Here is a 24,035-nt window from a genome sequence, read left to right as displayed (position 1 = left end):
CAATGCGTGGACCTTGTATTTTCAGACCTCGGGGATTCTCAGATGACTATCCGTCACCGCATCACGCTACTCGTCATTCTGATGCTCGTCGCGCTATCCGCCATTGGTGGATACGCTGTGCTTCAGACTCGCAACAGCGCCGCCAACGTCAGACAGGTTACCCAGGGTGTCGTGCCGAGCGCGCTCGCGTCGGCCGACCTCGTGTCGCAGCTCAAGGACGTGCAGCTCGCGATGATGACGCTCGTCTATGCGCCTGACGAGAATATGGTCTCGCAGGCGCGAGACCTGCTGAAGAGCAAGGAAGCGTCGCTGCACGCGGCGCTCGACGTGCAGGCGAAGGCCGCGCAAGGTCAGGCCCAAACCGGGCTCGTGAGTCAGGCGCGCGACAGCCTCGCCAACTATTTCAACGCGGTCAACGACACCGCGAAGATGAAGGCCGACGGCAAGAACGAACTGGCGCAGGCGTATCTGTTCGCGAACGTCGCGCAATACCGCGATGAACTCGAAGGCATCGTCGAGACGCTGCGAATCGAAAAGAACCGCCAGAAAGACGCCGCGATCGACGACCTGAACAGCGCGCTCGCCACCACGACGACGGCGATCGGCGCCGCGACCGGCGCGGCCATCGTCGTGCTGCTGCTGATCAGCGCGCTGCTGTATCGGCAGATCACCCGGCCGCTGAGCCGCATGCAGGTGGAGATGAGCGAGATCGCGGCAAGCCAGGACTTCACGCGCCGCGTGCCGGTCGGCCGCATGGACGAGATCGGTCATTCGATCGTCGCGTTCAACGGCATGATCGAGAAGATCCAGCAAAGCTCGCTGCAGTTGAAGCAGAAGACCGCCGATATCCAGGCGATGCTGCAAAACATGCAGCAGGGGATTCTGACTGTGGTCGAAGGCGTGGTCGTGCATCCTGAATACTCCGCGTATCTGGAGGCCATCTTCGAGACTCGCGAGATTGCGGGCCGACCGCTGCTCGACCTCGTGTTCGGTGGCACCGGTATCAACAGCGATGAGCTCGCGCAGATCGAAGCGGCGCTGCACGCATGTATCGGTGAAGACAGCATGAACTTCGAGTTCAATCAGCACCTGTTCGTCAACGAGATCGCCAAGCCGATGACCGATGGCCGCGTGAAGACGCTCGATCTGAGCTGGTCGGCGATCACCGACGAACACGACGTCGTGCAGCGTTTGATGCTGTGCGTGCGCGACGTGACCGAACTGCGCGCGCTCGCCGCCGAGGCCGGCGAACAGAAGCGCCGGCTGGAAATGATCGGCGAGATTCTCGCGGTGAGCCAGGAGAAGTTCCATCACTTCGTCGAAAGCGCGACGGGCTTCATCAGCGAGAACGAGCGGATCATCCGTCAGCATCACGAGCCGAGTCACGAAGCGGTCGCCGAGCTGTTCCGCAACATGCACACCGTCAAGGGCAATGCGCGCACCTACAGCCTTCAGCATCTGACCGGCGTCGTCCACGAAACCGAACAGCGGTACGACGCATTACGCCGCGCGGACGGCGGTGTAGCGTGGGACCAGCAGCTTCTGATCGACGATCTGCAGCGCGTGAAGGCCGCGCTCGAAACCTACGCGACGATCAACGAAGTGAGCCTCGGCCGCAAGGGTCCGGGCCAGAACGGCGCGGTGGATCGCTACCTGATGGTCGATCGCGAGTTGATCCAGAAGCAGTTGGACTTGCTCGAAAGCGCCGATCCGGCCGACCGGGACGCACTCGTGTCGATGCGCGAATCGTTGCAGCGTGAGCTGCGCCTGTTGGGCACCGAATCGATCTACGAAGCGCTCGCGGGCGTGCTCGAATCGCTGCCGTCTCTGGCGGCCGAACTCGGCAAGGAAGCGCCGATCGTCAGCATCGACAACAACGGTTATCGCGTGCGCAGTGAGGTCAGCAATACGCTGCGTAATGTGTTCACGCACCTGCTGCGCAATTCGGTCGATCACGGCATCGAGCCCGCCGCCGAGCGTATCGCGAACGGCAAGGACGCCGCCGGCGTCATCGAGTTGGAAGTGGGCGTAGACCATCACGCGCTGCAGATCACCATCAGCGACGACGGCCGGGGTCTCGCGCTCGCAAAGATCCGTGCCGCGGCGATCGAACGCGGCTGGATCGACGCCGATGCCGCGCTCAGCGACGAAGCGATTGCCGAGCTGATCTTCCGTTCCGGCTTTTCGACCGCGCAGAGCGTCAGCGAGATTTCGGGCCGCGGCGTCGGCATGGATGCGGTGCGCGATTTCGTGCGGCGCGAGCGTGGCCGCATCGAATTGCGTTTCACCGACGATCGTCGCGGCGCCGACTATCGCCGCTTCCAGACCGTCGTGTCGTTCCCCGAGGACTGGGCGGTGGACAGTCTCGATGCGTCCACCGATGCAGCGCGCGAGCGTGACGCGGATGCGGTAGCGGGCTGATCGCCTGATCGATTGAACGAAGCGATGGGAGCAGGTCGTGTTTGAAAGTTATCTTGTGGCCGCAGGCGTTGGCGGTATCGTCTGCGCGCTCGCGACGGGAATTTATTATCGTCGGGGACTTCGCGCCAGTGCGGAAACGCAGCGTGTCGACACGCTCGCGCGGCAAGCCCTCGAACAGCAACTCGACGCGGCGCTCCGGGCCGGCGAGCAGGCCAACGGTGAGCGCGCCGCCCTGGAGGCGATGCTCGCCGATCTGCGCGCACAGGCCGAGCAGGGCGAGCGCAATCGCGAATCATTGCAGGCGAGCCTCGACGCCGCGAGCACGCGAAGCGACGAATGGCTGCAGCATGCGACTCGGATCGCACACGAGGCCGCCCGTCTGAAGACGCTGACGATCACGTTCGAGCGCTGGCACGAGCAGATGATTTCGCTGATGTCGCAGAACCGCGACATGCACAAGAAGAACCAGGAGCTGTCGTCGATCGTGCAGCACGTGCTGATCGTTTCGCTGAATGCGTCGATCGAAGCGGCGCGCGCCGGCACCGCGGGTCGCGGCTTTTCGATCGTCGCGGGCGAAGTGCGCTCGCTCGCGTCGCGCTCGCAGGAACTGTCGAAGAGCTATCAGGAGAGTCTGCATCGCAACGATCTGACGACCGCGGCGACGTTCCAGGACATCCAGGCCGGCGGCAAGATGATCACGGCGTCGCTCGGCGGCGTCGAAGCGCTGGCGACCCAGTTTCAATCCAGGCTCGAGCAGGCCGCAGCGTGATTACCGATCAGGCGTTGCAAAGCATCGCGGATATCTTCTGTCACGCGGCTCGCGCGAGATTGCCCGCGACGCCGGGTGATGCGTGCGAGATCAGCGCGGTGCCGAGGTGGGATCGCGATCATCCACCCGGACCCTGCGCGATGGCGCTGACGATCTCGTCGATCGGTTTTCGTCTGCTGTTCGTGCTGCATTTCAGCAAGGACGAAGCAACGCGCGCGTACTACGCGAGCGGCGACACGACGCGTTCGCTGTCCGAAACGCTGATGGAACTCGGCAACCTGTGCTGCGGCTACATGAACCAGCAACTGGTCGAGCATTTCCCCGATCTCGGCATGTCGACTCCGTATGAATTGAACAGCCGCTGTATCGAGTATCTGGACGAGTTGCGGCCCGATCACGTGTGGGCATACGAGCTGACGATCGGCGCTGCGGCCCGGCTGGGCGTGACGTTATGCGTATGCGCGCAGGCGCCACTCGATTTCAAGGCTGAACTCGCGGCGGCCGACGAGGCCGCTGGCGAACTCGAACTTTTCTAGCAACACTGCATTCGCAGACTGAAACACGATGAATACCAGCAAGCCCGTCAGCAAGGTGCTCGTGCTCGACGACTGTCCGGCACACGCGCAAGCGCTGAAGCTCTTTTTCGACGAGCACAACCTGATTGCACTGAAGGTGCGCGACAGCAGCCGCCTCGGCTCGGTGCTTGCCACCAATATCGATCTCGGCGGCGTTCTGCTGGCGGACAACTACGGTGGATCGGTCGAACAGGCGGCGACGACCGCGGCGCGGATCAATACGTTGCGCCCCGAACTGCCGGTGATCCTGCGTTCGAGCGGCAACTTGCCCCTCGAACAGCTTCCGAAGCCGTTGAAGAACGCGGCATGCGCGCATTTCCATGGCGCCGATCTGACGGCGCTGCGTGAAGCCGTCGATCAATACATCTTCAGCCTCGACTTCCCGAATGCGCTCGTGCGCGGCATCGCCGAGATCACGGAAGCGCGGCTCGCCACGTTATTCGACGGCGTCACCGTGCAACGCGACACGCCGAGCGTCGTACGCGATCGCATCATCTTCGGCGAGGTGTTCAGCCTGATTCCGCTCGAAGGCACCTGGTGCCGCGGCTATATGTTGATGCAGGCCGAAGAGGAACCGCTGCTCGGCATGATCGAGCGCGATCGTGCCGCACGGGGTCCCGGCATGGGCGCGGCGCAAGCGGGCTTTCGCGATCTGAACAACGTGCTCGGCGAATTGACGAATCTGATCTGGGGCGCGTTCAAGGACCGGTTCCTCGCTGCGCGGAACGCTCGCGAAGCGAGCCAGGTGCAGGTGCCTCTGCTCGTCAATCACAAGCACCGCTATATCTCGTTCGGCTCGGACAATCCGCAGTTGCGGTTTCAATACCGATTGAGCCACGGGGCGAGCGGACAGTCGGTGTCGATCGACCAGCGCTTCGTTTTCAACCTGAGCTGGTCACCCGAGGATTTTTCTGAAAACACGGTGGATGTCGACGATCTGGTCGAGTCCGGCGAACTCGATCTGTTTTGATACTACGCGTCGATGACGCAAGGGAATGGCTATGGCAAAGATTCTGGTGGTGGACGATTCGAGCACGGTACGCGAAGAAGTGGCGGGCTTTCTGGCGAAAAACGGTCTGGACGTCGCGACCGCCATCGACGGCAAGGATGGTCTTACGAAGCTGAAGACGGATTCGAATATCCGCCTGATCGTCAGCGACGTGAACATGCCGAACATGGACGGCCTGACGATGGTCGAAAAAATTCGCGGCGAACTCGCGAACAAGACCGTCAACGTGATCATGCTGACGACCGAAAGCAGCCCAGCAATGAAGGAGCGCGGCAAGGCCGCCGGCGTGAAGGGCTGGATCGTCAAGCCGTTCAAGGGCGAAGCGGTGCTGGAGACGTTCCGCAAACTGGCGGGTTGACGCAATAGTGTGCGGCGAACCCGCCGCACACGGATGCCGTGTTAGAACGTCTCGTGGTGCTCGTTGCGTGCGATGTCCGCCTGCACCATCATCTGGCACAGCTGTTCGAGGGAGGTTTGCGGTTGCCAGCCGAGCGTGTCGCGCGCCTTGTCCGCGCAGCCGATCAGCAGGTCCACTTCGGCCGGCCGATAGAACTTCGGGTTCACGCGCACGAGCGTCTTGCCGGTTGCGACATCGATGCCGGTCTCGCGCTCGTCCTTGCCCGACCATTCCAGCTGGAAGCCGGCCGCGGTGAACGCCATGCGCACGAAATCGCGAACCGTTTCGGTGCGACCGGTCGCGAGCACGAAGGTGTCCGGAGCGTCGGCCTGCAACATGCGCCACATGCCCTCGACGTATTCGAGCGCGAAGCCCCAGTCGCGCTGCGCGCTCAGGTTGCCCAGTTCGAGCACATCCTGCTTGCCGAGCTTGATCTTCGCGACCGTGTCGGTGATCTTGCGCGTGACGAATTCGCGGCCACGTAGCGGCGATTCGTGATTGAACAGAATGCCGCTGCTCGCGAACAGGTTGTACGACTCGCGATAGTTAATCGTCGACCAGTGCGCGAACAGCTTCGCGACGCCATACGGGCTGCGCGGGTAGAACGGCGTGCTTTCGCGTTGCGGCACCGCCTGCACGAGGCCGAACATCTCGGAGGTCGACGCCTGGTAGAAGCGCGTCTTCGGGCTCAGGATACGCAGGCCTTCGAGCAGATTCAGCGCGCCGACACCGGTCACTTCGGCGGTGGTCACCGGCTGGTCGAACGACACGCCGACGAAGCTCTGCGCGGCGAGGTTGTACAACTCGTCGGCCTGGGTGCCGTCGAGCAGACGCAGCGTCGAGCCGAGGTCGGTGAGGTCGTGTTCGACCAGACGCAGATTCGGATGATCGAGCACGCCAAGCTCACGCATGCGCCAGAAGTTGACCGAACTCGTGCGCCGGTAGGTGCCCGTCACGTGATAGCCCTTGTCGAGCAGCAGCTTGGTCAGATAGGCGCCGTCCTGTCCGGATACGCCGGTGATGATCGCTTTGCGTGGTTGGCTCATAGCTTGCCTTCTAGTTTGTGAATGAAAAAAGAACGGAACGCGCGTAAAAGCGTGGCTCAATGTGTTTCGTCCAGCAGTCGCCGCACCAACGGTTCGACGACTCGATAGTCCTGTTCGGCCTTCAGCCGGTACAACTCCGGTTTCGGATGCGCGCCGTCCGACATCAGCGATTTCCAGTCGGGCAGGCCGCTGACATACGCGTATTGATCGACGAGCGGCACCCGCTGTTCGGTGGCCACGCGTCGCGTCATCGCGACCATCGTCGCCAGCATCGCGTTGAGCCGGTTATCGGGCATCGGGTTCGAGGTCTGCAAAACAGGCTGCTTGCCGAGTGCTCGCGCCGTTTGCACAAGCGATGTTTCGGCCGCGTAGAACTGCTCGGGCGTCTGGTTTTGCATCACTTCGTTGATGCCGTAGTTGATCAGCACGATTCGCGCGGACGAGACGGCGAGACGTTCGTGCCACGGCAGGCCCGCCGTCGGTCCCGCGCGGCGATTGCCGGTGCCGTCGCGCAACTGCTGGGCCATCGTGCCGCCGACGCCGTAGTTCGTGACGCGCACGCGCTCGCCGTCATGCGCCTGCAACGCCTGCTGCAGATACGTGACGGCATTGCGCGCTTGCGGGCCGCAGTGGCCATCGCTGCAGGTGATGCCGAGCGTGGTCGAATCGCCGTACGCGTCGATCAGCACTTGCGTCGGCGATGACGTTGGCGGCTCGTCCACGGCCGCGCTCGTTGTCGGCGCGAGCAACGTAAGCGCCGACACGACGCCCAGCACGCGGGCAGCAACAACGGCCAGGCGGTTCATGCGCGGCTTTGCGGTGCTTGCCGCGCAACGCTGGCGCCGGCAGTCGCCGTCGCTCTCGTGCCGCGCGTGGCGAAAATCAGGCGCTTCTCGAACGCGAACCACGTGATGCTCGCGTACACGAGCGTGATCGCAAGCGCGATCACGGCGCTCAGATAGCGATTCAGATGCAGCGGCCACACCATGTACAGCACGCTCAGGTGGATCAGATAGATCGTGTAGCTGATCGTGCCGATATAAACGAGCACGGGGTTGCACAACAGCCGCTTGACGATGCCCTTGCTCTGCAGTGCGATCACCACGATCGACGTGCACAGCACCAGCGACACGCTATAGAGCCCCGCATTCGACAACGGCGTGTTCGCCGCGCGAAAACGCGGGAAGTGCAGATGCAGCCATGCCAGCACCGCGAGGGCGGCGAGCGCGCCGAGCACTGCGAGTCCCTTGTACGCTTCGAGCGCATTGCGATCACGCCGCACGGCCACCGCGAGCAGCGCGCCGGCCGCGAGCAGATCCATGCGGAACGGCGTCAGGTAATAGATCGGCCAGAACGAATCGAACCACGGCGTCGCAAGCGCGCGCAGCAGCGGCACCAGCACGATCAGCGCCGCCGCCACGCCGCCGAGCAGACGCTCGGGTACGAGCAGGATCACGAACGGCCAGAAGATGTAAAACTGCTCTTCGACCGCGAGCGACCACAGCACGTTGAGGCTTTCGTGACCGCTCTGATTGAGCGCATCGCCGATATTGGTCGCGAAAAACGCGTACCAGTACCAGTGCTGTGCCCACGCGAGGCCGAACAGCACCGACGACACGGCCATCAGCAGCAGGTACGGCGGCAGGATGCGGCGCGCGCGCCGCGCATAGAAATAGCTGAAATACGACTGCTGACGCGACTTGCGATCGAGCAGGATGCCGCTGATGAGAAAGCCGCTCAAAACGAAAAACAGATCGACGCCCATCCATAGCGGCGCTTTCAACGCGTGCTGCGCGAACACCGCGAGCACGGCGATCGCACGCAGACCGTCGAGTTGCACGATGCGGGAATGGGAGGGCGCGAGGGGCAATGCGCTGGCTGTCATGAACCGTCCATGGTGTAAAACGGATGGGCCGGGCGAAGGGCCGCGCGGTTCGCAACGGATAGCCGGCGAACAGGCGCGCGCTTCGCGTCGCAACTGAAGTGCAATCGATTCTAGGGAAAAGAAATTCGAGAAAAAATCTGTTGGAATGGGCTAATTGAATCAGATTGAAACAGGGTATTTCTTTGGCCATTCCAGAAAGATTTATATGGTTATGTGGTGGGCGCCGGGCAATCCGCAATAAATGCGTATTGCGTGATTCCACATCGTTACGAACGGAAGATGGCGGCAACGGGGGCGCGCGCGACGCCGCGGCTTTCGTTTTCATCGATTTTTAAATTCATTTCTTTTGCGACGTATAAGCGAACGAATATTTTTGAATTATTTTCGACTTTCGTCGCTGCATTTTTTCCGCGTAACTTAGTCGTGCGGACGGCTGCCTTCAGGCGCCGCGCTTCAATCGGTTGCGCTTCGTTTCGCTTTACCACATCACTGATTTTCGCCCCGAGCGGGCACGGGTCCGCGTGCATCGCGTTGACCGGACATCGACTGGAGGTTCCGCCTTGCGCCGCATCACGTTCAAAAGCTGGTTCGCCCTGACAGCCTGCGCCGCCGGCGTCGTCGCCGCAACGGCCGTTCTGCCGGCTCGCGCCGAAACCGCGTTGAACGCGAAGACCTCATGGATCGGCAACAGCTTTGGCTTCGGCGATGGCACATGGACGCAGATCAACATCACCGCGATCGCGGTCACGCCGGACGGCAAGGTCTATACGAACGCGCCGTGGGATGAAAGCGGCGCCGAAGCGAGCGTCTATCAGGACGGCAAGATGCTCGGCTTCGCGGGTGGCACGCATGGCTGGGGCAACGCCGGCGGCAATGCGATCGCGGTCAACCGCAAATATGCGTTCGTCGCGATCGCGGTCGGCAATGAGAAGGGGCACCTGGTCGAGCCGGGCGTATGGCCGGACAAGGGCAAACAATGGTTCGGCATTTCGCGGCGCCTGATCGGCGAGCCGAAGCGCGTGGCACCGTTTCAGCCCGCCGCCAAAAACGCGGACCCGCATGCGCAGCTCGCGGCCGGCTTTCTGATGATGAACGAAGTGCCGACCGGCACGAACGCGGAGATCGACGGGCTCGCTGCGAACGACACGACGCTGTTCGCGGCCAATACCGCGCGCAATCGCATCGAAGTCTACGATGCCGAGTCGATGCAGCAGAAGGCGACGTGGAGCGTGCACGAGCCTGGACGTCTCGCGCTCGCACCCGACGGCACGCTCTGGGTGCTGAGCGGCACACGCAGCGATCGCGCGCCGGGCATCGAGCATTACACCGCGACCGGTCAGCGCATCGATGAAACCATCACGCTGCCGGCCGACACGGTCGCGGTCGCCCTCGCCGTTGATGCGCAAGGCCGCCTGCTGATCGCCGACAACGGTCCGCGCCAGCAGGTGCTGTTCTTCACGAAGCGCGACGGCCGCTACACGGCGTCGGGCACGCTCGGCGAGCGCGGCGGCATTTTCAGCGGCGTCGCGGGCAAGCCGGGACCGTTGCGATTCAACGGCTTGACTGGCGTCGGTGTCGATGCGCGCGGCAACGTGTACGTATCGACCAATGGCATCGGTCCGCGTTACGAGCCGATCGGCGCGGGCCTCGGCGCGACGCTCGAAAGCTACGCGCCGGACGGCAAGCGCAACTGGCAGGTCGAAGGGCTGCTGTTCGTCGACGGCGCGTGGATCGATCCGGCCCGGCCCGACAGCGTCTATACCGGCAACAAGCGCTTCGAGCTCGATCTGTCGAAGCCGTCGGGGCAGGACTGGAAATACGCGGGATTCCTGTCGAATCGGTTCAAGTACCCGGACGATCCGGTGTTCCATACCGACCAGTATCCGGGCCTGCCGATCGCGCGGCGGTTGAAGGGGCGCACGTTCCTCTATCTGAGCGACATGTATGCGGACCATCTGAAGATCTATCGCTTCGATCCGCAGCACGACGGCGAGAGCGCGATTCCGTCTGGATTTATCGCAGGCCGCGAACGCGCGGTCACGAAGGTGCCGAATGCGCCGCCGGGCGGTGACTGGATCTGGCGCGACACGAATGGCGATGGCCAGTTCGAGCGCGACGAATACACGCTGAACACGAGCGGCACGAAGCTCGCGGGCGGCTGGGGCTGGTGGGTCGATACGGCCGGCGACATCTGGCGCACCCGGGATACGAAGGGCATCTATCGCTTCCGTTTCGGCGGACTCGATGCGAAGGGCAACCCTGTCTACTCGTACTCGAACCTGGCGCAGTACCCGGTGCCGGCACCGTTCAGCGAACTGCATCGCGCGATCTACGAACCGGACACAGACACGATGTACGTAAGCGGCTATACGGCCGATATGCCGACCGCGCAGGGCTTCTGGAAGGAAGTGGGGCGTGTGCTGGTGCGCTTCGACAAGTGGTCGAGCGGCAAGCCGGTGCAGCGTTACGCGATCAGCTTGCCGTGGCAGACGCAAAGCAAGCCGATCGCGACGATCATCGGCGTCACCGTCGAGGGGCAATACGTGTTCGGCGTCGAGCCGGTCGGCGCGGTGCACGTGTGGGACAAGGACAGCGGCAAGGAACTCGGCGTGATCCGGCCAGGCCCCGAAGTGGGCCGCGCGTCGGGCTGGGTCGACGTGCCGAACGGCATCAGCGCGACGAAGCGCGCCGATGGCGAGTACCTGGTGTTCGTCGAGGAAGACGCGCGCGGCAAGGTGCTGATGTATCGCTGGAAGCCTTGAGGCGCGTTGGCCTCGCTGACGCAGCCCCGCGCGCAATCTAACCGCAAAACCCAAGGGATTCGATGGACAAAGGCATTCTCAGGAACGTAGCGATCAATTTTTTCGGGCTCGTGCTGCCGACGTTCGTGTCGCTCGTGACCGTGCCGGCGTATATCCGGCTGCTCGGCGTCGAGCGCTACGGTGTGATCAGTCTCGTGTGGACGCTGATCGGCTACTTCGGGATTCTCGATCTCGGCATGAGCATGGCCGCGCAGAACCATATTTCGAAGGCGCGCGCGTCGGGCGATCAGCGGGAAAGCGCGCGCGTGTTCTGGAGCGCGACGTGGCTCAATCTGACGACCGGCGTGGTCGGCGGTTTGATCATCTACTTCGGTGCGTTCCTGTACACCGCGTATTTCACGAAGGTGTCGCCCGAGCTGCAGCACGAAGTGTATATGGCGCTGCCGTGGCTCGCGGTCGCGATTCCGATCGCGAACGTGTCGTGGGTGTTCGCGGGCGCGATCAATGGCGCGGAACGCTTCGGCGTGTACAACACGAATCAGACCATCGGCACGTTCCTGTTCCAGCTTCTGCCGCTCGGTGCCGCGTTGTGGCTCGGCGCGACCTTGCAGAATGTACTCGCCGCGGCCGTGGTCGCGCGGATTCTCGCGGCGCTGCTGCTCGGCCGCTACGCGCTGAAAGTGCTTGAGATACGCAGCATTGAACCGCCGCGGCTCGGCGTCTCGAAAGGGCTGTTCAACTTCGGCGGCTGGATGCTGATCGCGAGCGTGATGACGATGGTCGCCGATTCGCTCGATCGCGTGATGCTCGGTTCACGCCTCGGCGCGCGTTTCGTCACGTACTACACGGTGCCGCAGAATCTCGTCACGCGTCTGAACATCGTGCCGACCGCGCTGGTGCGCACGCTGTTTCCGCGGCTGTCGGCGGTCGGCCGCGCGGATGCCGACACGATCACGCAGCAGTCGCTCGAATTTCTCAACGGCGTGTTCACGCCGGTCGCGCTCGTTGCGATGCTGGTGCTCGAACCGTTCCTGCATCTTTGGGTCGGCAACGAGATCGCGACGGTCGCGGCGCCCGTCGGCCGCATCATGATCGTTGCCGTGTGGCTCGTCGGCCAGGCGAACGTGACGCGCATCCTGATTCAGTCACAGGTCAATCCAGCCACCGCCGCGCGCATCGGGCTCGTCGAGTTGCCGCTGTTCGCCGGCGCATTGTGGCTCGGGATCACGCATTTCGGGCTGACGGGCGCGGCGGTCGCGGTTTCCGCGCGCGCACTGTTCGACTACGCGGTGCTGCTGCATTTCGCGGCGATCCGCGCGCGCCAGATCGTGCTCGACATGCTCGCCCATCTCGCCTTCCTGCTCGCCAGCCTGTGGCTCGCGAGCTTCCTGCCGAGCCTCGCGCTCGCGATCGCCGCTGGCTTGCTGATGGTCGGCGCGAACGTCGCGTGGTCGCTCACGATGACGCCCGCCTTGCGCAATCTTGCGCGTTCACTGCTATTGCGACTGAATCCGAGGAAAAGCGCATGAATCACGACGTCCTTGAAAAAAACCTGTTGAGGCCTGCGACGCGCGGCGCGCTCGACGAACTGACGAGCGTGCCTGGCATGCAGCCGGCAGTGCGTCGTACCGCGCCGCGCGCGGACAGAAACGTGCGCATTGCGATCGTCCACGATTGGCTCGTCACCTACGCGGGCGCGGAGAAAGTGCTCGAGCAGATCATCGCGTGCTTTCCCGATGCGGACCTGTTCAGCCTCGTGGACTTTCTCGACGATCGCAGCTTCCTGCGCGGCAAGCCGGTGACGACGTCGTTCATCCAGAAACTGCCGCTCGCGCGCAGCAAGTACCGCTCGTATCTGCCGCTGATGCCGCTCGCGATCGAACAGCTCGACGTGTCGGCGTACGACGTGGTGATCTCGAGCAGTCACGCGGTCGCCAAGGGCATTCTCACCGGTCCCGACCAGGTGCATATCAGCTACGTGCATTCGCCGATCCGCTATGCGTGGGATTTGCAGCATCAGTATCTGCAGCAGTCGAAGCTGACCAACGGCCCGAAGTCGGCGCTCGCCCGGCTGATTCTGCATTACATACGCAACTGGGATATCCGCACGTCGAACTCGGTCGACGGCTTCATCGCGAACTCGGCGTTCATCGCGCGACGCATCAAGAAGGTGTATCAGCGCGACGCGCAAGTGATCTTCCCGCCGGTCGATGTCGACGCGTTCACGCTGTGCACGCAGAAGGAAGACTTTTATCTGACCGCGTCGCGGATGGTGCCGTACAAGAAAATCGATCTGATCGTCGAGGCGTTCGCGCGGATGCCCGAGCGCAAGCTCGTCGTGATCGGCGACGGACCCGACATGGCGAAGATCCGCGCGAAGGCGGGGCCGAACGTCGAGATCATGGGCTATCAGCCGTTCAAGGTGCTGAAGGACCGCATGAGCCGCGCGAAGGCATTCGTGTTCGCGGCCGAAGAGGACTTCGGCATTTCGGTGGTCGAGGCGCAGGCTTGCGGCACGCCGGTGATCGCCTACGGCAAGGGCGGGGCGCTCGAAACCGTGCGCGATCTGTCGGAGCCGAAGCCGACCGGCATGTTCTTCGATGAACAGGATGCCGACTCGATCATCGCCGCCGTGAATCGTTTCGACGAGCTTGGGCACCGGTTCCAGCCCGAGCATTGCCGCGGCAACGCCGAGCAGTTTTCGGCCGCGCATTTCCGCGAGCGCTTTTTCGCGCAGGTGCGCGCGGCGGTGCCCGCGCTGCGCGCCGCGACGCTGCCGCCCTATACGCCATATCGGCCGGGCGCGCAGAGCGCCGCGAACGTGCCGCGCATTCTCGCCGTCGATCAGAGCGGCGTGCTCGGCGGCGCCGAGCTGTCGCTGCTCGAAATCGTCAAGGCGCTGCGCTCGCGCATCGAGGTCGTGCTGTTCGACGACGGGCCGTTCAACACCGCGCTCACGAAGACCGGCGTCGAGGTCTCCGTGCTCGATGCCGGAGTGCTGAAAAACGTGCGCAAGCAGGGCGGGTCGCTGCCGAAAGGTCAGGCATTGAAGGGGCTCATCTCACTCGTGCGTGCCACCGCGAAACGGGCGCGCAATGCGGACGTGATCTACGCGAATACGCAGCGTGCGATGGTGATCGGCGCAGTGGCCGGCAAGCTCGCGAGACGTCCGGTGGTCTGGCATTTGCGCGACATCGTCAGCGCCGAGCATTTCGGCGGCAAGCAGCTCGCGATCATCAAGTGGTGCGCGCGGGTCGGCCTCACGCACGTGATCGCCAATTCGGCCGCGTCGGCGCAGGCGTTCGCGAAGCTCACGCGGTTCGACGGCAAGCGCATCGACGTCGTATTCAATGGGATCGACGCGGAGCCGTTCGACGCGTTGCGCACGGTGCCGCAAGCGGTGCTGCGCGAGCGCCTGAATCTGCCGCGCGACGCGTTCCTCGTCGGCTCGTTCAGCCGGCTTGCGCGTTGGAAGGGGCAGCATGTGCTGCTCGAAGCGATGGTGCTCAATCCGCAGATGCATGCGGTGCTGGTCGGCGCGGCGCTGTTCGGCGAGGACCAGTACGAAATGGAACTGCGTGCCTTCGTTGCCGCACACGCGCTGGGCGAGCGGGTGCATTTTCTCGGCTTCCAGCACGATATTGCCGCCTGCATGTGCGCGGTCGATGCGGTCGTGCATACGTCGATCACGCCGGAACCGTTCGGCCGCGTGATCGTCGAGGGGATGCTCGCGCAGCGGCCGGTCGTGGCGTCGCGCGCGGGCGGCGTGCTCGAAATCATCGACGACTACGAGAACGGCGTCCTGTGTACGCCGGGCGACGCGCATGCGCTCGCCGATACGCTCGCCGAATTGCGCTCGAACGGCGACTTGCGCGACAAGCTGGTCGAGAACGGCTATCGGACCGCGCAGGAGCGTTTCGGCACGCGCAGCTATGTGGATGGGGTCGCGGGGATTCTGAAGAGTGTGGCGGGGCGGTAGAGCGGGGTTTTTTTGCGCGAGGGTGGACAGGGGCTTGGCCAGTCCTTGCTTGGCGTGACGGGGCGGAAGTCGAAGGGCTTTCGCTCCGTTTTTTTGCGCCGCATTCAACGACATCACGTATTGTGCATGCGCAGAGTGACATCGAACCCCCTCGCGCGGCGACCACTGGATTACTCGCTCAGAAGGCGCTTCAACTCGTCAAGGAATGAGGCTGTAGTGTGGCCCCACAGATTAGGATCAAACCCTGAACCGTAATCTCTTTCGAACGCAGAATCCAGGTCGGACGGATGTTCACTCATGAACGAATTTATTTCATCAATTATTTCTTTTTGGTATTCCGGTGAACTATCATGTCTATAGCATGAGACAATTTCGGAGATTGTGTTTCCCCACAAGTCAAAATCTTCATTGAAATACGCGCCGAAAAGCTCGTACATTCTGGGGTAGCGGTCAGATAACATTGACCATCCTTTAGCCGACGTGCGCAGTTAATATGTAATATGGCATATTGTTATATTCTTAAAACTTCAGAACTACCGTGACTTCGTTCATCTTGGTCAGTTCGTTGGTTTTTCTCGTTATCCCATATCCGATATCGCCAGGAACCTTCTTAACCAATGTAAGAGGAATGCGGTTTCTCGGAGATTTCGCCCAACTCTGAATTCTAAAGATATTTGAATTCATTACATCAGAAATCGCCAATACCGCCACCCGAAGACTACGAAACGATGAAACAACCCTCTTTTGGGGTTCCCGTCTTAGGCGCTCCCGCAGCCATGCCTCATCCTTCGCAACGTGCGGTTCCGGCAGCACGCAAAGCGCTGCCGCCCCAACCATTTCCAGTACCCCGCCGACTACCTGCAAGCCGCCCCATAGCCGGTTGGAAAGCATTTCGGTGGGGTTGATCGACTGACGGGAGAGCACCGCAGCCAGTTGCGGCGCACTCAGTACCACCCGCACGCCGTCCGAATCGTGTTGATATGACATTCCGGTGTCCTCTGGAGTTATTGGGCTGCCACGCTAGCAGGCAACTACACGGAGATGGAATGGGCGACGGATGATTTTATTGGCTCAAAATGAGGCACCCGGAAATAATCGTGAACATTTGTCAAAAAGTCTTAATCTCAAATTAAAGATGTTGACGGAAAACATTTGAAGATTAATTCGTTGGGTGTTTTCTGGAAAATCAGAATGGGTCGCATGGAAAAAACCGAAACAGGGAAATGCCGTGGACGAGCCCCGACTATCGGATAGCGACAGGAGCCAAGGCATACCGATGAGAGTCACTCCGATACTGTTGGCGGCTTTGGCCGCCCTATCGGGCAGCGCACATGCCGACCACTCCTACGACAGCTATGAAGCCTTCTACACTCCGATGTCAAAGTTCTATCGGCGCCGTCCAGGCTTGAAACTCGCCGACCACTTCATCGCAGGCAACTCGACCAGCCGATAGAAGACATAGGCAGCCGGCACCGCGACCAACATATAACCAAACGACGGCCAGATCGACACCTGCAGCGACGAACGAAACAGCCACGCCGAGAGCAGAACGAAGATCGGCAGATGAATCAGATACAGCGAGAAGCTGAAGTCACCCACGCGGGACAGCAAGCGCGACAGCGCGCGCGACCCAGTGCGAAGCAGCGCGAGCACGCCACTCCCTTCGTGTTGCGGGTCATTGGGCACATCGAGCGCCTTGTACAGATAGCACGCGAAGCCAAGCGCCCAGATCTGGAACGCACCATACTGACCGAAATGAAACACGACGCAGCCTGCCGCGATCAATCCCGCCGCGAGAACGTACAGCAATGCGGGCGCGCGCGCCTCTCGCGCGTTGCGCGCCCTGACATCGGCGATCCACGCACCGAGCATCCACGAGAACCAGTACGACGTGAAGAACTGCAGATCATGTCGTTCCAGCCCATACGCGGACGCAACGTTGATCACCGCGACGAGCGCGAGCACGGCATTCATGCCGATGCGCCGCCGCAGCGCGAACAGCAGCGGATAGATCGCATAGAACTGCACTTCGAGCGACAGCGTCCACAGCGCGCCGTTCGAGCCATACGTTTTGCCCGCCACACCCTGCAGCGAAAACAGATTGACCAGAAACGGCTGCCAGCCGATCTCGCGAATCTTGTGACTGACGGGCGGCAATTGCAGGCTCAGCGAATCGAGCGCGAAGGTCAGTACCAGCGCCGCGAGCAGCACCGGATAGATGCGCGCAAAGCGGCGCAGCCAGAAGTTGCCTGCATCGAGCCGGTAAGCGGGATTGCCCGCGAGCCGCAGCGCGCCGCCGCGATGGATGCAGTAGCCGCTGATCACGAAGAACATCGGCACGCCGGCCGAGCCCCATGCGATTGGAAACGTCAGATACGCGGCGAGACTGCCCGGACTCAACGAATGTCCGACGCTCTGATGAAACGCCTGCATGCCGACCCACGCGATCTGGCGGCAATGAAAATAGGCGACCAGCAGCGCGGCGAAACCTCGCATCGCGTCGATCACATGCTCCTTGCCGACGCTATCGGTCCGCGCGTCGCTGCGAGCGTGCGCCGCGGCCGGGTTTTTCTCGGGGCGCGGCAGCGGGGAGAGGGGCAGGGATGAGCCGGCGGCATCCAGTGCTGGGTCGCTCATACGCGGTCCTTATCTGAAGCGGAAAAGAGAAAAAATCGACGCGGAATCGGCCTTCGAGCGGGCGTCCTTGCGCACCCCGCGACGCATCCATGCTAGAGCACCACAATCCCACAAAATGATTAAAAAATTGCGTTTCGAATTGAATCGGCATCTATTTTGTGACGAATTGTAATTACGCAGCGATGTATCGAGCGTCGAATTATTTATCGCTTTTGTCGTGCTAATTTAGATCAAGGATTCTCTGACCCGAGGTGAAGTCATGAACCTGCATTTACTGGCCGGCATCGCCGTCCTGCTGATCCTGGTGGCCGCCTCCGCCTACCGCGATGCGTTGCGCAACGAGCCGATCCGTCGCTACAGAATGAACCCAGGCAAGCTGCCGCCCGTTGACGAACAGGACTGACGTGCTGCCGAAGCCGGTCGCCAGATCGCCAGACGGGCCACGCCAGGGGCTGTCCGAAAGGTAAGACTTTCGGATTTCGCCATTCGCCGCCTGGCAAATATATGCGTAACAATTTGCTCTCAATTTTTTCGCAATATCGCATTGCGATCAATGCATGAATTATCCGAATTAAATCGGAGAAAGACCGCTTCCGTGAACCTCGCAGATTTTTCTGCTAGTCTTGCGCCGACATCGATTGGCCACCGGGTCCGCGAACACACCAACTTCTAACCGATGTGGGAATGCCTACCATGCTGAAAGTCACCAAAGCCGTGTTTCCCGTAGCGGGCCTCGGGACACGATTCCTGCCGGCTACCAAAGCAAGTCCGAAGGAAATGCTGCCGATCGTCGACAAGCCGCTGATCCAGTACGCGGTCGAAGAAGCGATCGCCGCCGGCATCACCGAGATGATCTTCGTGACGGGCCGCAGCAAGCGCGCGATCGAAGATCACTTCGATAAATCCTATGAGATCGAGTCCGAACTCGAAGCGCGCAACAAGCAGAAACTGCTCGATCTGGTTCGCAGCATCAAACCGGCCAACGTCGACTGCTTTTACGTGCGCCAGGCCGAAGCGCTCGGTCTCGGCCATGCGGTGCTGTGCGCCGAAAAACTGGTGGGCGACAGCCCGTTCGCGGTGATACTCGCCGACGACCTGCTGCATAGCTCGAAGCCTGTGATGAGCCAGTTGGTCGATACCTTCAATCACTATCACAGCTCGGTGATCGGCGTCGAAACGATCGCACGCGAGGACAGCCGCTCGTACGGCGTCGTCGACGGCCGCGAGTGGGAAGACAACGTGATCAAGCTGTCGGGCATCGTCGAGAAGCCGGCGCCGGACGAGGCGCCGTCGAATCTCGGCGTGGTGGGGCGCTACGTGCTGATGCCGACGATCTTCAAGCATATCCGCGCGCTGAAGCCGGGCGCGGGCGGCGAGCTGCAACTGACGGACGCGGTGCAGTCGCTGCTGACCGAAGAGCAGGTGCTCGCGTATCGGTACTTCGGTACGCGCTTCGATTGCGGCAGCAAGCTCGGCTATCTGAAGGCGACCGTCGAATTCGCGCTGCGCCATCCGGAGGTGAAGGCTGAATTCGAGGCGTATCTGCAGGCGTATATGCAGAACGAAGCGCCAGCCGGCGAGGCGGGGCAATTGACGGCAGAAGCCGCGTGAACTGACGAGGCCCTGAAATAAACAACGGGCGCCGCGTTGCGCGGCGCCCGTTGTCGTTTCAGCAGGACGGCCTCAACCTTGCTGCTTCACCTCGAGCCGGAACTTGTGCAGCAACGGCTCGGTATAACCGCTCGGCTGCCGGCGCCCCTCGAACACGAGCGCCTGCGCGGCCCTGAACGCAATCGTGTCGAAGCCCGGCGCCATCGGCTGGTAGAGCGGATCACCGGCGTTCTGCGCGTCCACGACCTTGGCCATGCGCTTGAACGTCTCCTCGACGAGCTCGCGTTCGATCACGCCGTGATACAGCCAGTTGGCGATGTGCTGGCTCGAAATACGCAGCGTCGCGCGGTCTTCCATCAGGCCGACGTTGTGAATGTCCGGCACCTTCGAGCAGCCGACGCCCTGATCGATCCAGCGCACCACGTAGCCGAGAATGCCCTGCGTGTTGTTGTCGACCTCGGCGCGGATTTCTTCGTCGCTCCATTGCGCCTTTTCGACGACCGGAATCGTCAGCAGGCCATCGAGCAGTTCGTCGTACACCTTCGCGTAGTCGGTGCGTTCGAGTTCCTGCTGGACCGCCTGCACGTCGACCTGGTGATAGTGCAGCGCGTGCAGCGTCGCCGCGGTAGGCGAGGGCACCCACGCGGTATTAGCGCCAGCCTTCGGATGGCCGATCTTCTGCTCGAGCATCGCGTGCATCAGGTCGGGCATCGCCCACATGCCCTTGCCGATCTGCGAGCGCCCGCGCAGGCCCCCGCTCAAACCGACCAGCACGTTGCTGCGCTCGTACGCCGTGATCCACTTGCTCGACTTCATGTCGCCCTTGCGGATCATCGGGCCCGCTTCCATCGCGGAGTGCATCTCGTCGCCGGTGCGATCGAGGAAGCCCGTGTTGATGAACGCGACGCGCGCCGACGCTTCGGCGATACACGCCAGCAGGTTGACGCTGGTGCGGCGCTCCTCGTCCATGATGCCCATCTTGAGTGTGTTGCGCGGCAGCTTCAGCAGGTCTTCGACGCGCGCGAACAGCTCGCTCGCGAACGCGACTTCCGCCGGGCCGTGCATCTTCGGCTTCACGATATAGATCGAGCCGGTGCGCGAGTTCAGCTTGTTCTGACGGTCTCGCAGCGCGCACAGCGTCGTGATTACCGCGTCGAGAATGCCTTCCGGAATCTCATGGCCGTCTTTGGTCAATACGGCCGGGTTCGTCATCAGGTGGCCGACGTTGCGGATGAACAGCAGCGAGCGGCCATGCAGCTTGACCTGCGACCTGCCGTCCGCGCCGGTGTACTCGCGATCCGCGTTGAGCCGGCGCGTGAAGGTCTTGCCGTTCTTCGTGACCTGTTCGGTCAGGTCGCCGTTCATCAGGCCGAGCCAGTTGCGATAGAGCTGCACTTTGTCGTCGGCGTCGACGGCCGCGACCGAGTCCTCGCAATCGATGATCGTCGTGACCGCCGCTTCGACAACGACGTCCTTCACATGCGCCGCGTCGGTCGTGCCGACCGGATCGTTCGCATCGATCTGGATCTCGACGTGCAGGCCGTTGTGCTTGAGCAGCACCGCCGACGGCGCGCTCGCGTCGCCCTGATAGCCCACCAGTTGCGCGGGTGTCTTCAGCGCGGTAGTGCCGTTCTTCAGCGCGACCACGAGCTGGCCGTTCGCGACGCTATAGCGCGTCGCATCCGCGTGCGAGCCGTTCGCGAGCGGCGCGGCCTGATCGAGGAACTTGCGCGCATACGCGATCACCGCGGCGCCGCGCACCGGGTTGTAACCCTTCTGCTTTTCCGCACCATCCGTTTCGGGGATCGCGTCGGTGCCGTACAGCGCGTCGTAAAGGCTGCCCCAGCGCGCGTTCGCGGCGTTCAGCGCGTAGCGCTGGTTCGACAGCGGCACGACGAGCTGCGGGCCGGCCTGCTCCGAGATTTCGCTGTCCACGTGGTCGGTCGTGGCCTGGACGCTGGCGGGCACAGGCACGATGTAGCCGATGCCTTCGAGAAACGCACGATACTCGCGCAGATCCCGCACCGGGCCGGGATGGCTCCGATGCCAGTTGTCGAGTTCGCCTTGCAGGCGGTCGCGCTCGGCGAGCAACGCCCGATTTTTTGGCGCCAGCTCGTGCACGAGGGCGTCGAAACCCGACCAGAAGGCGGCGCTGTCGATTCCGGTGCCGGGCAGGGCTTCGGTTTCAACGAACTGGTCGAGGTTGGCGGCGACCTGCAGTCCGCCGCGCGGGTTCATCTGAGTCATCGGCTGCTCCATCTGTTATGGGACCGATGAGGGGGCATCGGTCCGCGTTGAGCCTCGGGATTGCTGTGACGCGCGGCGCTTTAAACGCCGAGCGCCTGAATGCCGGCCTTCGCGATCTGCGCATCCTGCTCCGACTTGACACCCGACACGCCGACCGCGCCGACCACATGGCCGTCGACGATCACCGGCACGCCGCCTTCGAGCGTGCCCTGCAACGGTGCGCTGAGGAATGCGGTGCGGCCGTTGTTGATCATGTCTTCATACACCTTGGTTTCGCGCCGGCCGAGCGCCGCGGTGCGCGCTTTCTCGGTCGCGATATACGAGGTGGACGGCGCCGCGCCGTCCAGACGCAGCACCGCGAGCGGATGGCCGCCGTCGTCCACGACCACGATCGCGACGGGCCACCTGTTCTTCTCGGCTTCCGCGCGCGCGGCATCGACGATGCGAGTCGTCTCGGCGACGGTCAACACGGGTTTGGTCAGCATAATGAATGTCCTGTCTCGGTGAGGGGAAGGTGGCGTCTTCGGCTTCTTTCGGTAACGGGTCGATGCGGCGCCTGCGCGCACGTTTCGCCGCTCTGTCGCATGCCGCATGCCGCGCGCCGGCGCCTGCCTGATCTGAAGATTCTACTTCCCGCCGCCCCAGCGCGGAACGGCAGCTTCCCTGGTCGCGATCACCGATCCACGCGGAGCGCTTTACAATCGCGTCTCCACCCAATAACCGCGCTTCCCACGAGATCCCAGACCATGCCAACCATCAGCGAGCTGTTCGTCTATCCGATCAAATCCTGCGCCGGCATCCCGCTCGATGCGGCGCGCCTGCTGGCGACCGGCCTCGAATACGACCGCAACTGGATGATCGTCGATCCCGAAGGCGCGATGTTCACGCAGCGCGCGTATCCGCGCATGGCCCTGATCAAGGTCGAACTCGGCGGCGAGGATCTGATCGTCAACGCGCCGGGTATGGGTGAGCTGCGCACGCCGCTCGATGCCGCGCGCCTGGCCGGCGCGGCCCGGGTCGATACCGCGGTGTGGAGCGACGCCGCCTACGGGCTCGATACCGGCGAAGCAACGGCGGCGTGGTTCACGGAGTTCCTCGGTCTGCCCGCGCGCTTGCTGCGCTTCGATCCGGAGCGTGAACGCATCGTCGATCCTGACTACACGGACAGCACCCGCGGTGCGACGACCTTTTTCGCCGATGGTTTTCCGCTGCTGGTGGTCGGCCAGGCCTCGCTCGACGATCTGAACGCGCGCCTGAACCGCAAAGGCGCGCCGTCGATCAGAATCGATCGCTTTCGGCCCAACATCGTGCTCACGGGCCTCGATGCCTATGAAGAGGACTATGTCGAGACGCTCGCCGTCGACGCGGATGCGGACTCGAGCGCGCGCGTCGAGTTGCGTCTCGTCAAGCTGTGCTCGCGCTGTCCGATGCCGACCATCGATCAGGCGCGCGGCGCGCCCGATCCCGACTGGCCGAACGAGCCGACCGACACGATGCTCCGTTATCGCGTCAGCGAACGCTTCGACGGCGCGGTCACGTTCGGCAACAACGCGCTGGTGGCGAGCGGAGCGGGGGCGTGGCTGCGGGTCGGGCAGCAGGTCGACGCGGAGCTCGGGTTCGGCGATTGATTGGATGAAAGGCGGGCGAGGCCGCTTCGATCTGATCTCAGGCAGCCCGCGCAATTGCCGCCGCGGGCAGCGTTTCCCCGCCTTGTTCGCCGCGACCTTCGCGTTCCCAGCAAGGCGCTTCGGCGCTCTCGCCAACCGCATCGCCCACCAGAATCACCGCCGGACTGCCGAAGCCCGCGCCGAGCGCATCGGCGGCGAGCCGATCGAGCCGCGTCAACAGGCGCCGCTCGTCGCGGCCGCCGGCCCACTGCACGACCGCGGCCGGCGTGTCGGCCGGCAGGTGCGCGAGCAAGGCAGCGGCGATGCCGTCGATGCGCCGCATGCCCATATAGATCGCCAGCGTCGTGCGCGTCGCGGCGAGCGCGGCCCAGTCCGGCTCGCCGTGATCTTCGGTGTGCGCGGTGATGAAGCTCACGCCGTGGCAGTGCCGCCGATGCGTGAGCGACATGCCGAGCCCCGCCGCGGCCGCGAAGCCCGACGAGATGCCGTTGACGATCTCCACCGCAAGGCCCGCGTCGCGCAGCACCGCGAGCTCCTCGCCCGCACGGCCGAACAGCAGCGCTTCGCCGCCTTTGACGCGCACCACGTGCAGCCCCTTCAGCGCATAACGCCGCATCAGCCGCTCGATGAACGCCTGCGGCGTCGAGCGGCAGCCGCCGCGTTTGCCGACGCGGATCACGCGCGCCTGCGGCGCGAGCGTCACGATCTCGGGATTCGCGAGGTCGTCGAGCAGCACGACGTCGGCGGCCGCGAGCGCCTTGACGGCCTTTAGCGTCAGCAAGTCGAGGTCGCCTGGGCCCGCGCTCAGCAGCGTGACCTTGCCGGTGTTGGTGTTCATGTTGTGTCCTTGTGCCGTGGGTTTCTCGTGGCTCGAAACGAAAACGGCGTCCGCCCGTGAAGATCACGAGGGGACGCCGTTGTCCATTGCATTGCCGGTTGACGGTTGAGTCTGCGCATCGCGACGACGTTGCCGCGACGACGTTGCGGATGACCAATGCAAAGACCACGCCATGGATCGGATAGCGGCACGCAAGACGTTGCCACACGCTGCGATTCACGCGGAAAACAG

The 24,035-nt window shown here is 62.9% G+C and carries 21 protein-coding genes; 11 read left to right on the top strand and 10 right to left on the bottom strand.

Annotated features, from left to right (window positions below; genetic code table 11):
- Positions 1 to 42: 42 nt before the first annotated feature.
- The 5 genes from AB3X96_RS05495 to AB3X96_RS05475 are packed head-to-tail and all read left to right on the top strand — an operon-like array spanning position 43 to position 5,132.
- Positions 43 to 2,421, top strand: coding sequence for an ATP-binding protein (locus AB3X96_RS05495; protein WP_368588910.1), 2,379 nt, complete (start codon positions 43 to 45; stop codon positions 2,419 to 2,421).
- Positions 2,422 to 2,458: 37 nt separating this feature from the next.
- The gene (locus tag AB3X96_RS05490; protein ID WP_368588909.1) at positions 2,459 to 3,190 is read left to right on the top strand and encodes a methyl-accepting chemotaxis protein; all 732 of its coding nucleotides are present in this window, start codon (positions 2,459 to 2,461) and stop codon (positions 3,188 to 3,190) included.
- The gene (locus AB3X96_RS05485; RefSeq protein WP_368588908.1) at positions 3,187 to 3,726 is read left to right on the top strand and encodes a hypothetical protein; all 540 of its coding nucleotides are present in this window, start codon (positions 3,187 to 3,189) and stop codon (positions 3,724 to 3,726) included. The genes AB3X96_RS05490 and AB3X96_RS05485 overlap by 4 nt, the downstream gene beginning before the upstream one ends.
- Before the next feature lie 28 nt (positions 3,727 to 3,754).
- Entirely contained in the window at positions 3,755 to 4,735 is a 981-nt protein-coding gene (locus tag AB3X96_RS05480; protein WP_368588907.1) for a chemotaxis protein CheX, read from the top strand.
- A 31-nt stretch (positions 4,736 to 4,766) separates the two neighbouring features.
- On the top strand, positions 4,767 to 5,132 hold the full coding sequence (locus AB3X96_RS05475) for a response regulator (RefSeq protein WP_176108549.1): 366 nt from the start codon (positions 4,767 to 4,769) through the stop codon (positions 5,130 to 5,132).
- A gap of 41 nt (positions 5,133 to 5,173) precedes the next feature.
- On the opposite strand, the gene gmd is transcribed toward AB3X96_RS05475, so the two are convergent.
- The 4 genes from gmd to AB3X96_RS05455 all read right to left on the bottom strand — a co-directional run bounded on the left by gmd (position 5,174) and on the right by AB3X96_RS05455 (position 8,629).
- Positions 5,174 to 6,217 (bottom strand): GDP-mannose 4,6-dehydratase, encoded by a 1,044-nt coding sequence (gene gmd, locus AB3X96_RS05470; protein ID WP_013089460.1) that lies wholly within the window; start codon positions 6,215 to 6,217, stop codon positions 5,174 to 5,176.
- A gap of 56 nt (positions 6,218 to 6,273) precedes the next feature.
- The gene (locus tag AB3X96_RS05465) at positions 6,274 to 7,023 is read right to left on the bottom strand and encodes an SGNH/GDSL hydrolase family protein (protein ID WP_368588906.1); all 750 of its coding nucleotides are present in this window, start codon (positions 7,021 to 7,023) and stop codon (positions 6,274 to 6,276) included.
- Positions 7,020 to 8,102: an acyltransferase family protein gene (locus tag AB3X96_RS05460; protein WP_368588905.1), complete on the bottom strand. Its 1,083-nt coding sequence runs from the start codon at positions 8,100 to 8,102 to the stop codon at positions 7,020 to 7,022. Before AB3X96_RS05460 ends, AB3X96_RS05465 begins: the two co-directional genes overlap by 4 nt.
- Before the next feature lie 266 nt (positions 8,103 to 8,368).
- On the bottom strand, positions 8,369 to 8,629 hold the full coding sequence (locus tag AB3X96_RS05455; RefSeq protein WP_368588904.1) for a hypothetical protein: 261 nt from the start codon (positions 8,627 to 8,629) through the stop codon (positions 8,369 to 8,371).
- A gap of 33 nt (positions 8,630 to 8,662) precedes the next feature.
- On the opposite strand from AB3X96_RS05455, the gene AB3X96_RS05450 reads away from it, so the two are divergent.
- The 3 genes from AB3X96_RS05450 to AB3X96_RS05440 all read left to right on the top strand — a co-directional run bounded on the left by AB3X96_RS05450 (position 8,663) and on the right by AB3X96_RS05440 (position 14,843).
- Positions 8,663 to 10,864, top strand: coding sequence for a hypothetical protein (locus AB3X96_RS05450; RefSeq protein ID WP_368588903.1), 2,202 nt, complete (start codon positions 8,663 to 8,665; stop codon positions 10,862 to 10,864).
- 62 nt (positions 10,865 to 10,926) lie between these two features.
- On the top strand, positions 10,927 to 12,393 hold the full coding sequence (locus AB3X96_RS05445; RefSeq protein WP_368588902.1) for a flippase: 1,467 nt from the start codon (positions 10,927 to 10,929) through the stop codon (positions 12,391 to 12,393).
- Positions 12,390 to 14,843: a glycosyltransferase family 4 protein gene (locus AB3X96_RS05440; protein WP_368588901.1), complete on the top strand. Its 2,454-nt coding sequence runs from the start codon at positions 12,390 to 12,392 to the stop codon at positions 14,841 to 14,843. Before AB3X96_RS05445 ends, AB3X96_RS05440 begins: the two co-directional genes overlap by 4 nt.
- Before the next feature lie 170 nt (positions 14,844 to 15,013).
- Here AB3X96_RS05440 and AB3X96_RS05435 read toward each other — a convergent pair whose 3' ends face one another.
- The 3 genes from AB3X96_RS05435 to AB3X96_RS05425 form a co-directional block, all read right to left on the bottom strand.
- Entirely contained in the window at positions 15,014 to 15,280 is a 267-nt protein-coding gene (locus tag AB3X96_RS05435; protein ID WP_368589070.1) for a contact-dependent growth inhibition system immunity protein, read from the bottom strand.
- A gap of 82 nt (positions 15,281 to 15,362) precedes the next feature.
- Entirely contained in the window at positions 15,363 to 15,830 is a 468-nt protein-coding gene (locus AB3X96_RS05430; protein WP_368588900.1) for an RNase A-like domain-containing protein, read from the bottom strand.
- A gap of 399 nt (positions 15,831 to 16,229) precedes the next feature.
- The gene (locus AB3X96_RS05425; RefSeq protein ID WP_368588899.1) at positions 16,230 to 17,480 is read right to left on the bottom strand and encodes an acyltransferase family protein; all 1,251 of its coding nucleotides are present in this window, start codon (positions 17,478 to 17,480) and stop codon (positions 16,230 to 16,232) included.
- Positions 17,481 to 17,739: 259 nt separating this feature from the next.
- Between AB3X96_RS05425 and AB3X96_RS05420 the strand changes: the two genes are divergently transcribed.
- Together AB3X96_RS05420 and galU are read left to right on the top strand one after the other, a co-directional pair.
- Positions 17,740 to 17,883: a hypothetical protein gene (locus AB3X96_RS05420; protein ID WP_176108538.1), complete on the top strand. Its 144-nt coding sequence runs from the start codon at positions 17,740 to 17,742 to the stop codon at positions 17,881 to 17,883.
- Between the two features lie 290 nt (positions 17,884 to 18,173).
- On the top strand, positions 18,174 to 19,091 hold the full coding sequence (galU, locus tag AB3X96_RS05415) for a UTP--glucose-1-phosphate uridylyltransferase GalU (protein ID WP_176108537.1): 918 nt from the start codon (positions 18,174 to 18,176) through the stop codon (positions 19,089 to 19,091).
- Positions 19,092 to 19,163: 72 nt separating this feature from the next.
- On the opposite strand, the gene AB3X96_RS05410 is transcribed toward galU, so the two are convergent.
- Both AB3X96_RS05410 and AB3X96_RS05405 read right to left on the bottom strand, forming a co-directional pair.
- The gene (locus AB3X96_RS05410) at positions 19,164 to 21,338 is read right to left on the bottom strand and encodes a malate synthase G (protein WP_368588898.1); all 2,175 of its coding nucleotides are present in this window, start codon (positions 21,336 to 21,338) and stop codon (positions 19,164 to 19,166) included.
- Positions 21,339 to 21,418: 80 nt separating this feature from the next.
- Entirely contained in the window at positions 21,419 to 21,823 is a 405-nt protein-coding gene (locus tag AB3X96_RS05405; protein WP_368588897.1) for a heme-binding protein, read from the bottom strand.
- Between the two features lie 261 nt (positions 21,824 to 22,084).
- Here AB3X96_RS05405 and AB3X96_RS05400 point away from each other — a divergent pair, with 261 nt between their 5' ends.
- Complete coding sequence (locus AB3X96_RS05400) at positions 22,085 to 22,966, top strand: MOSC domain-containing protein (RefSeq protein ID WP_368588896.1); 882 nt, start codon at positions 22,085 to 22,087, stop codon at positions 22,964 to 22,966.
- A 37-nt stretch (positions 22,967 to 23,003) separates the two neighbouring features.
- On the opposite strand, the gene cobA is transcribed toward AB3X96_RS05400, so the two are convergent.
- Positions 23,004 to 23,804 (bottom strand): uroporphyrinogen-III C-methyltransferase, encoded by an 801-nt coding sequence (gene cobA, locus AB3X96_RS05395; protein WP_368588895.1) that lies wholly within the window; start codon positions 23,802 to 23,804, stop codon positions 23,004 to 23,006.
- Between the last annotated feature and the right edge of the window lie 231 nt (positions 23,805 to 24,035).

Origin of the sequence: Paraburkholderia sp. BR13439 (genome assembly GCF_040948805.1) — a bacterium.
Lineage (GTDB): Bacteria > Pseudomonadota > Gammaproteobacteria > Burkholderiales > Burkholderiaceae > Paraburkholderia > Paraburkholderia youngii.
Note: the sequence above shows the minus strand (reverse complement) of the source record. Positions and strands in the feature narration are given on the sequence as shown.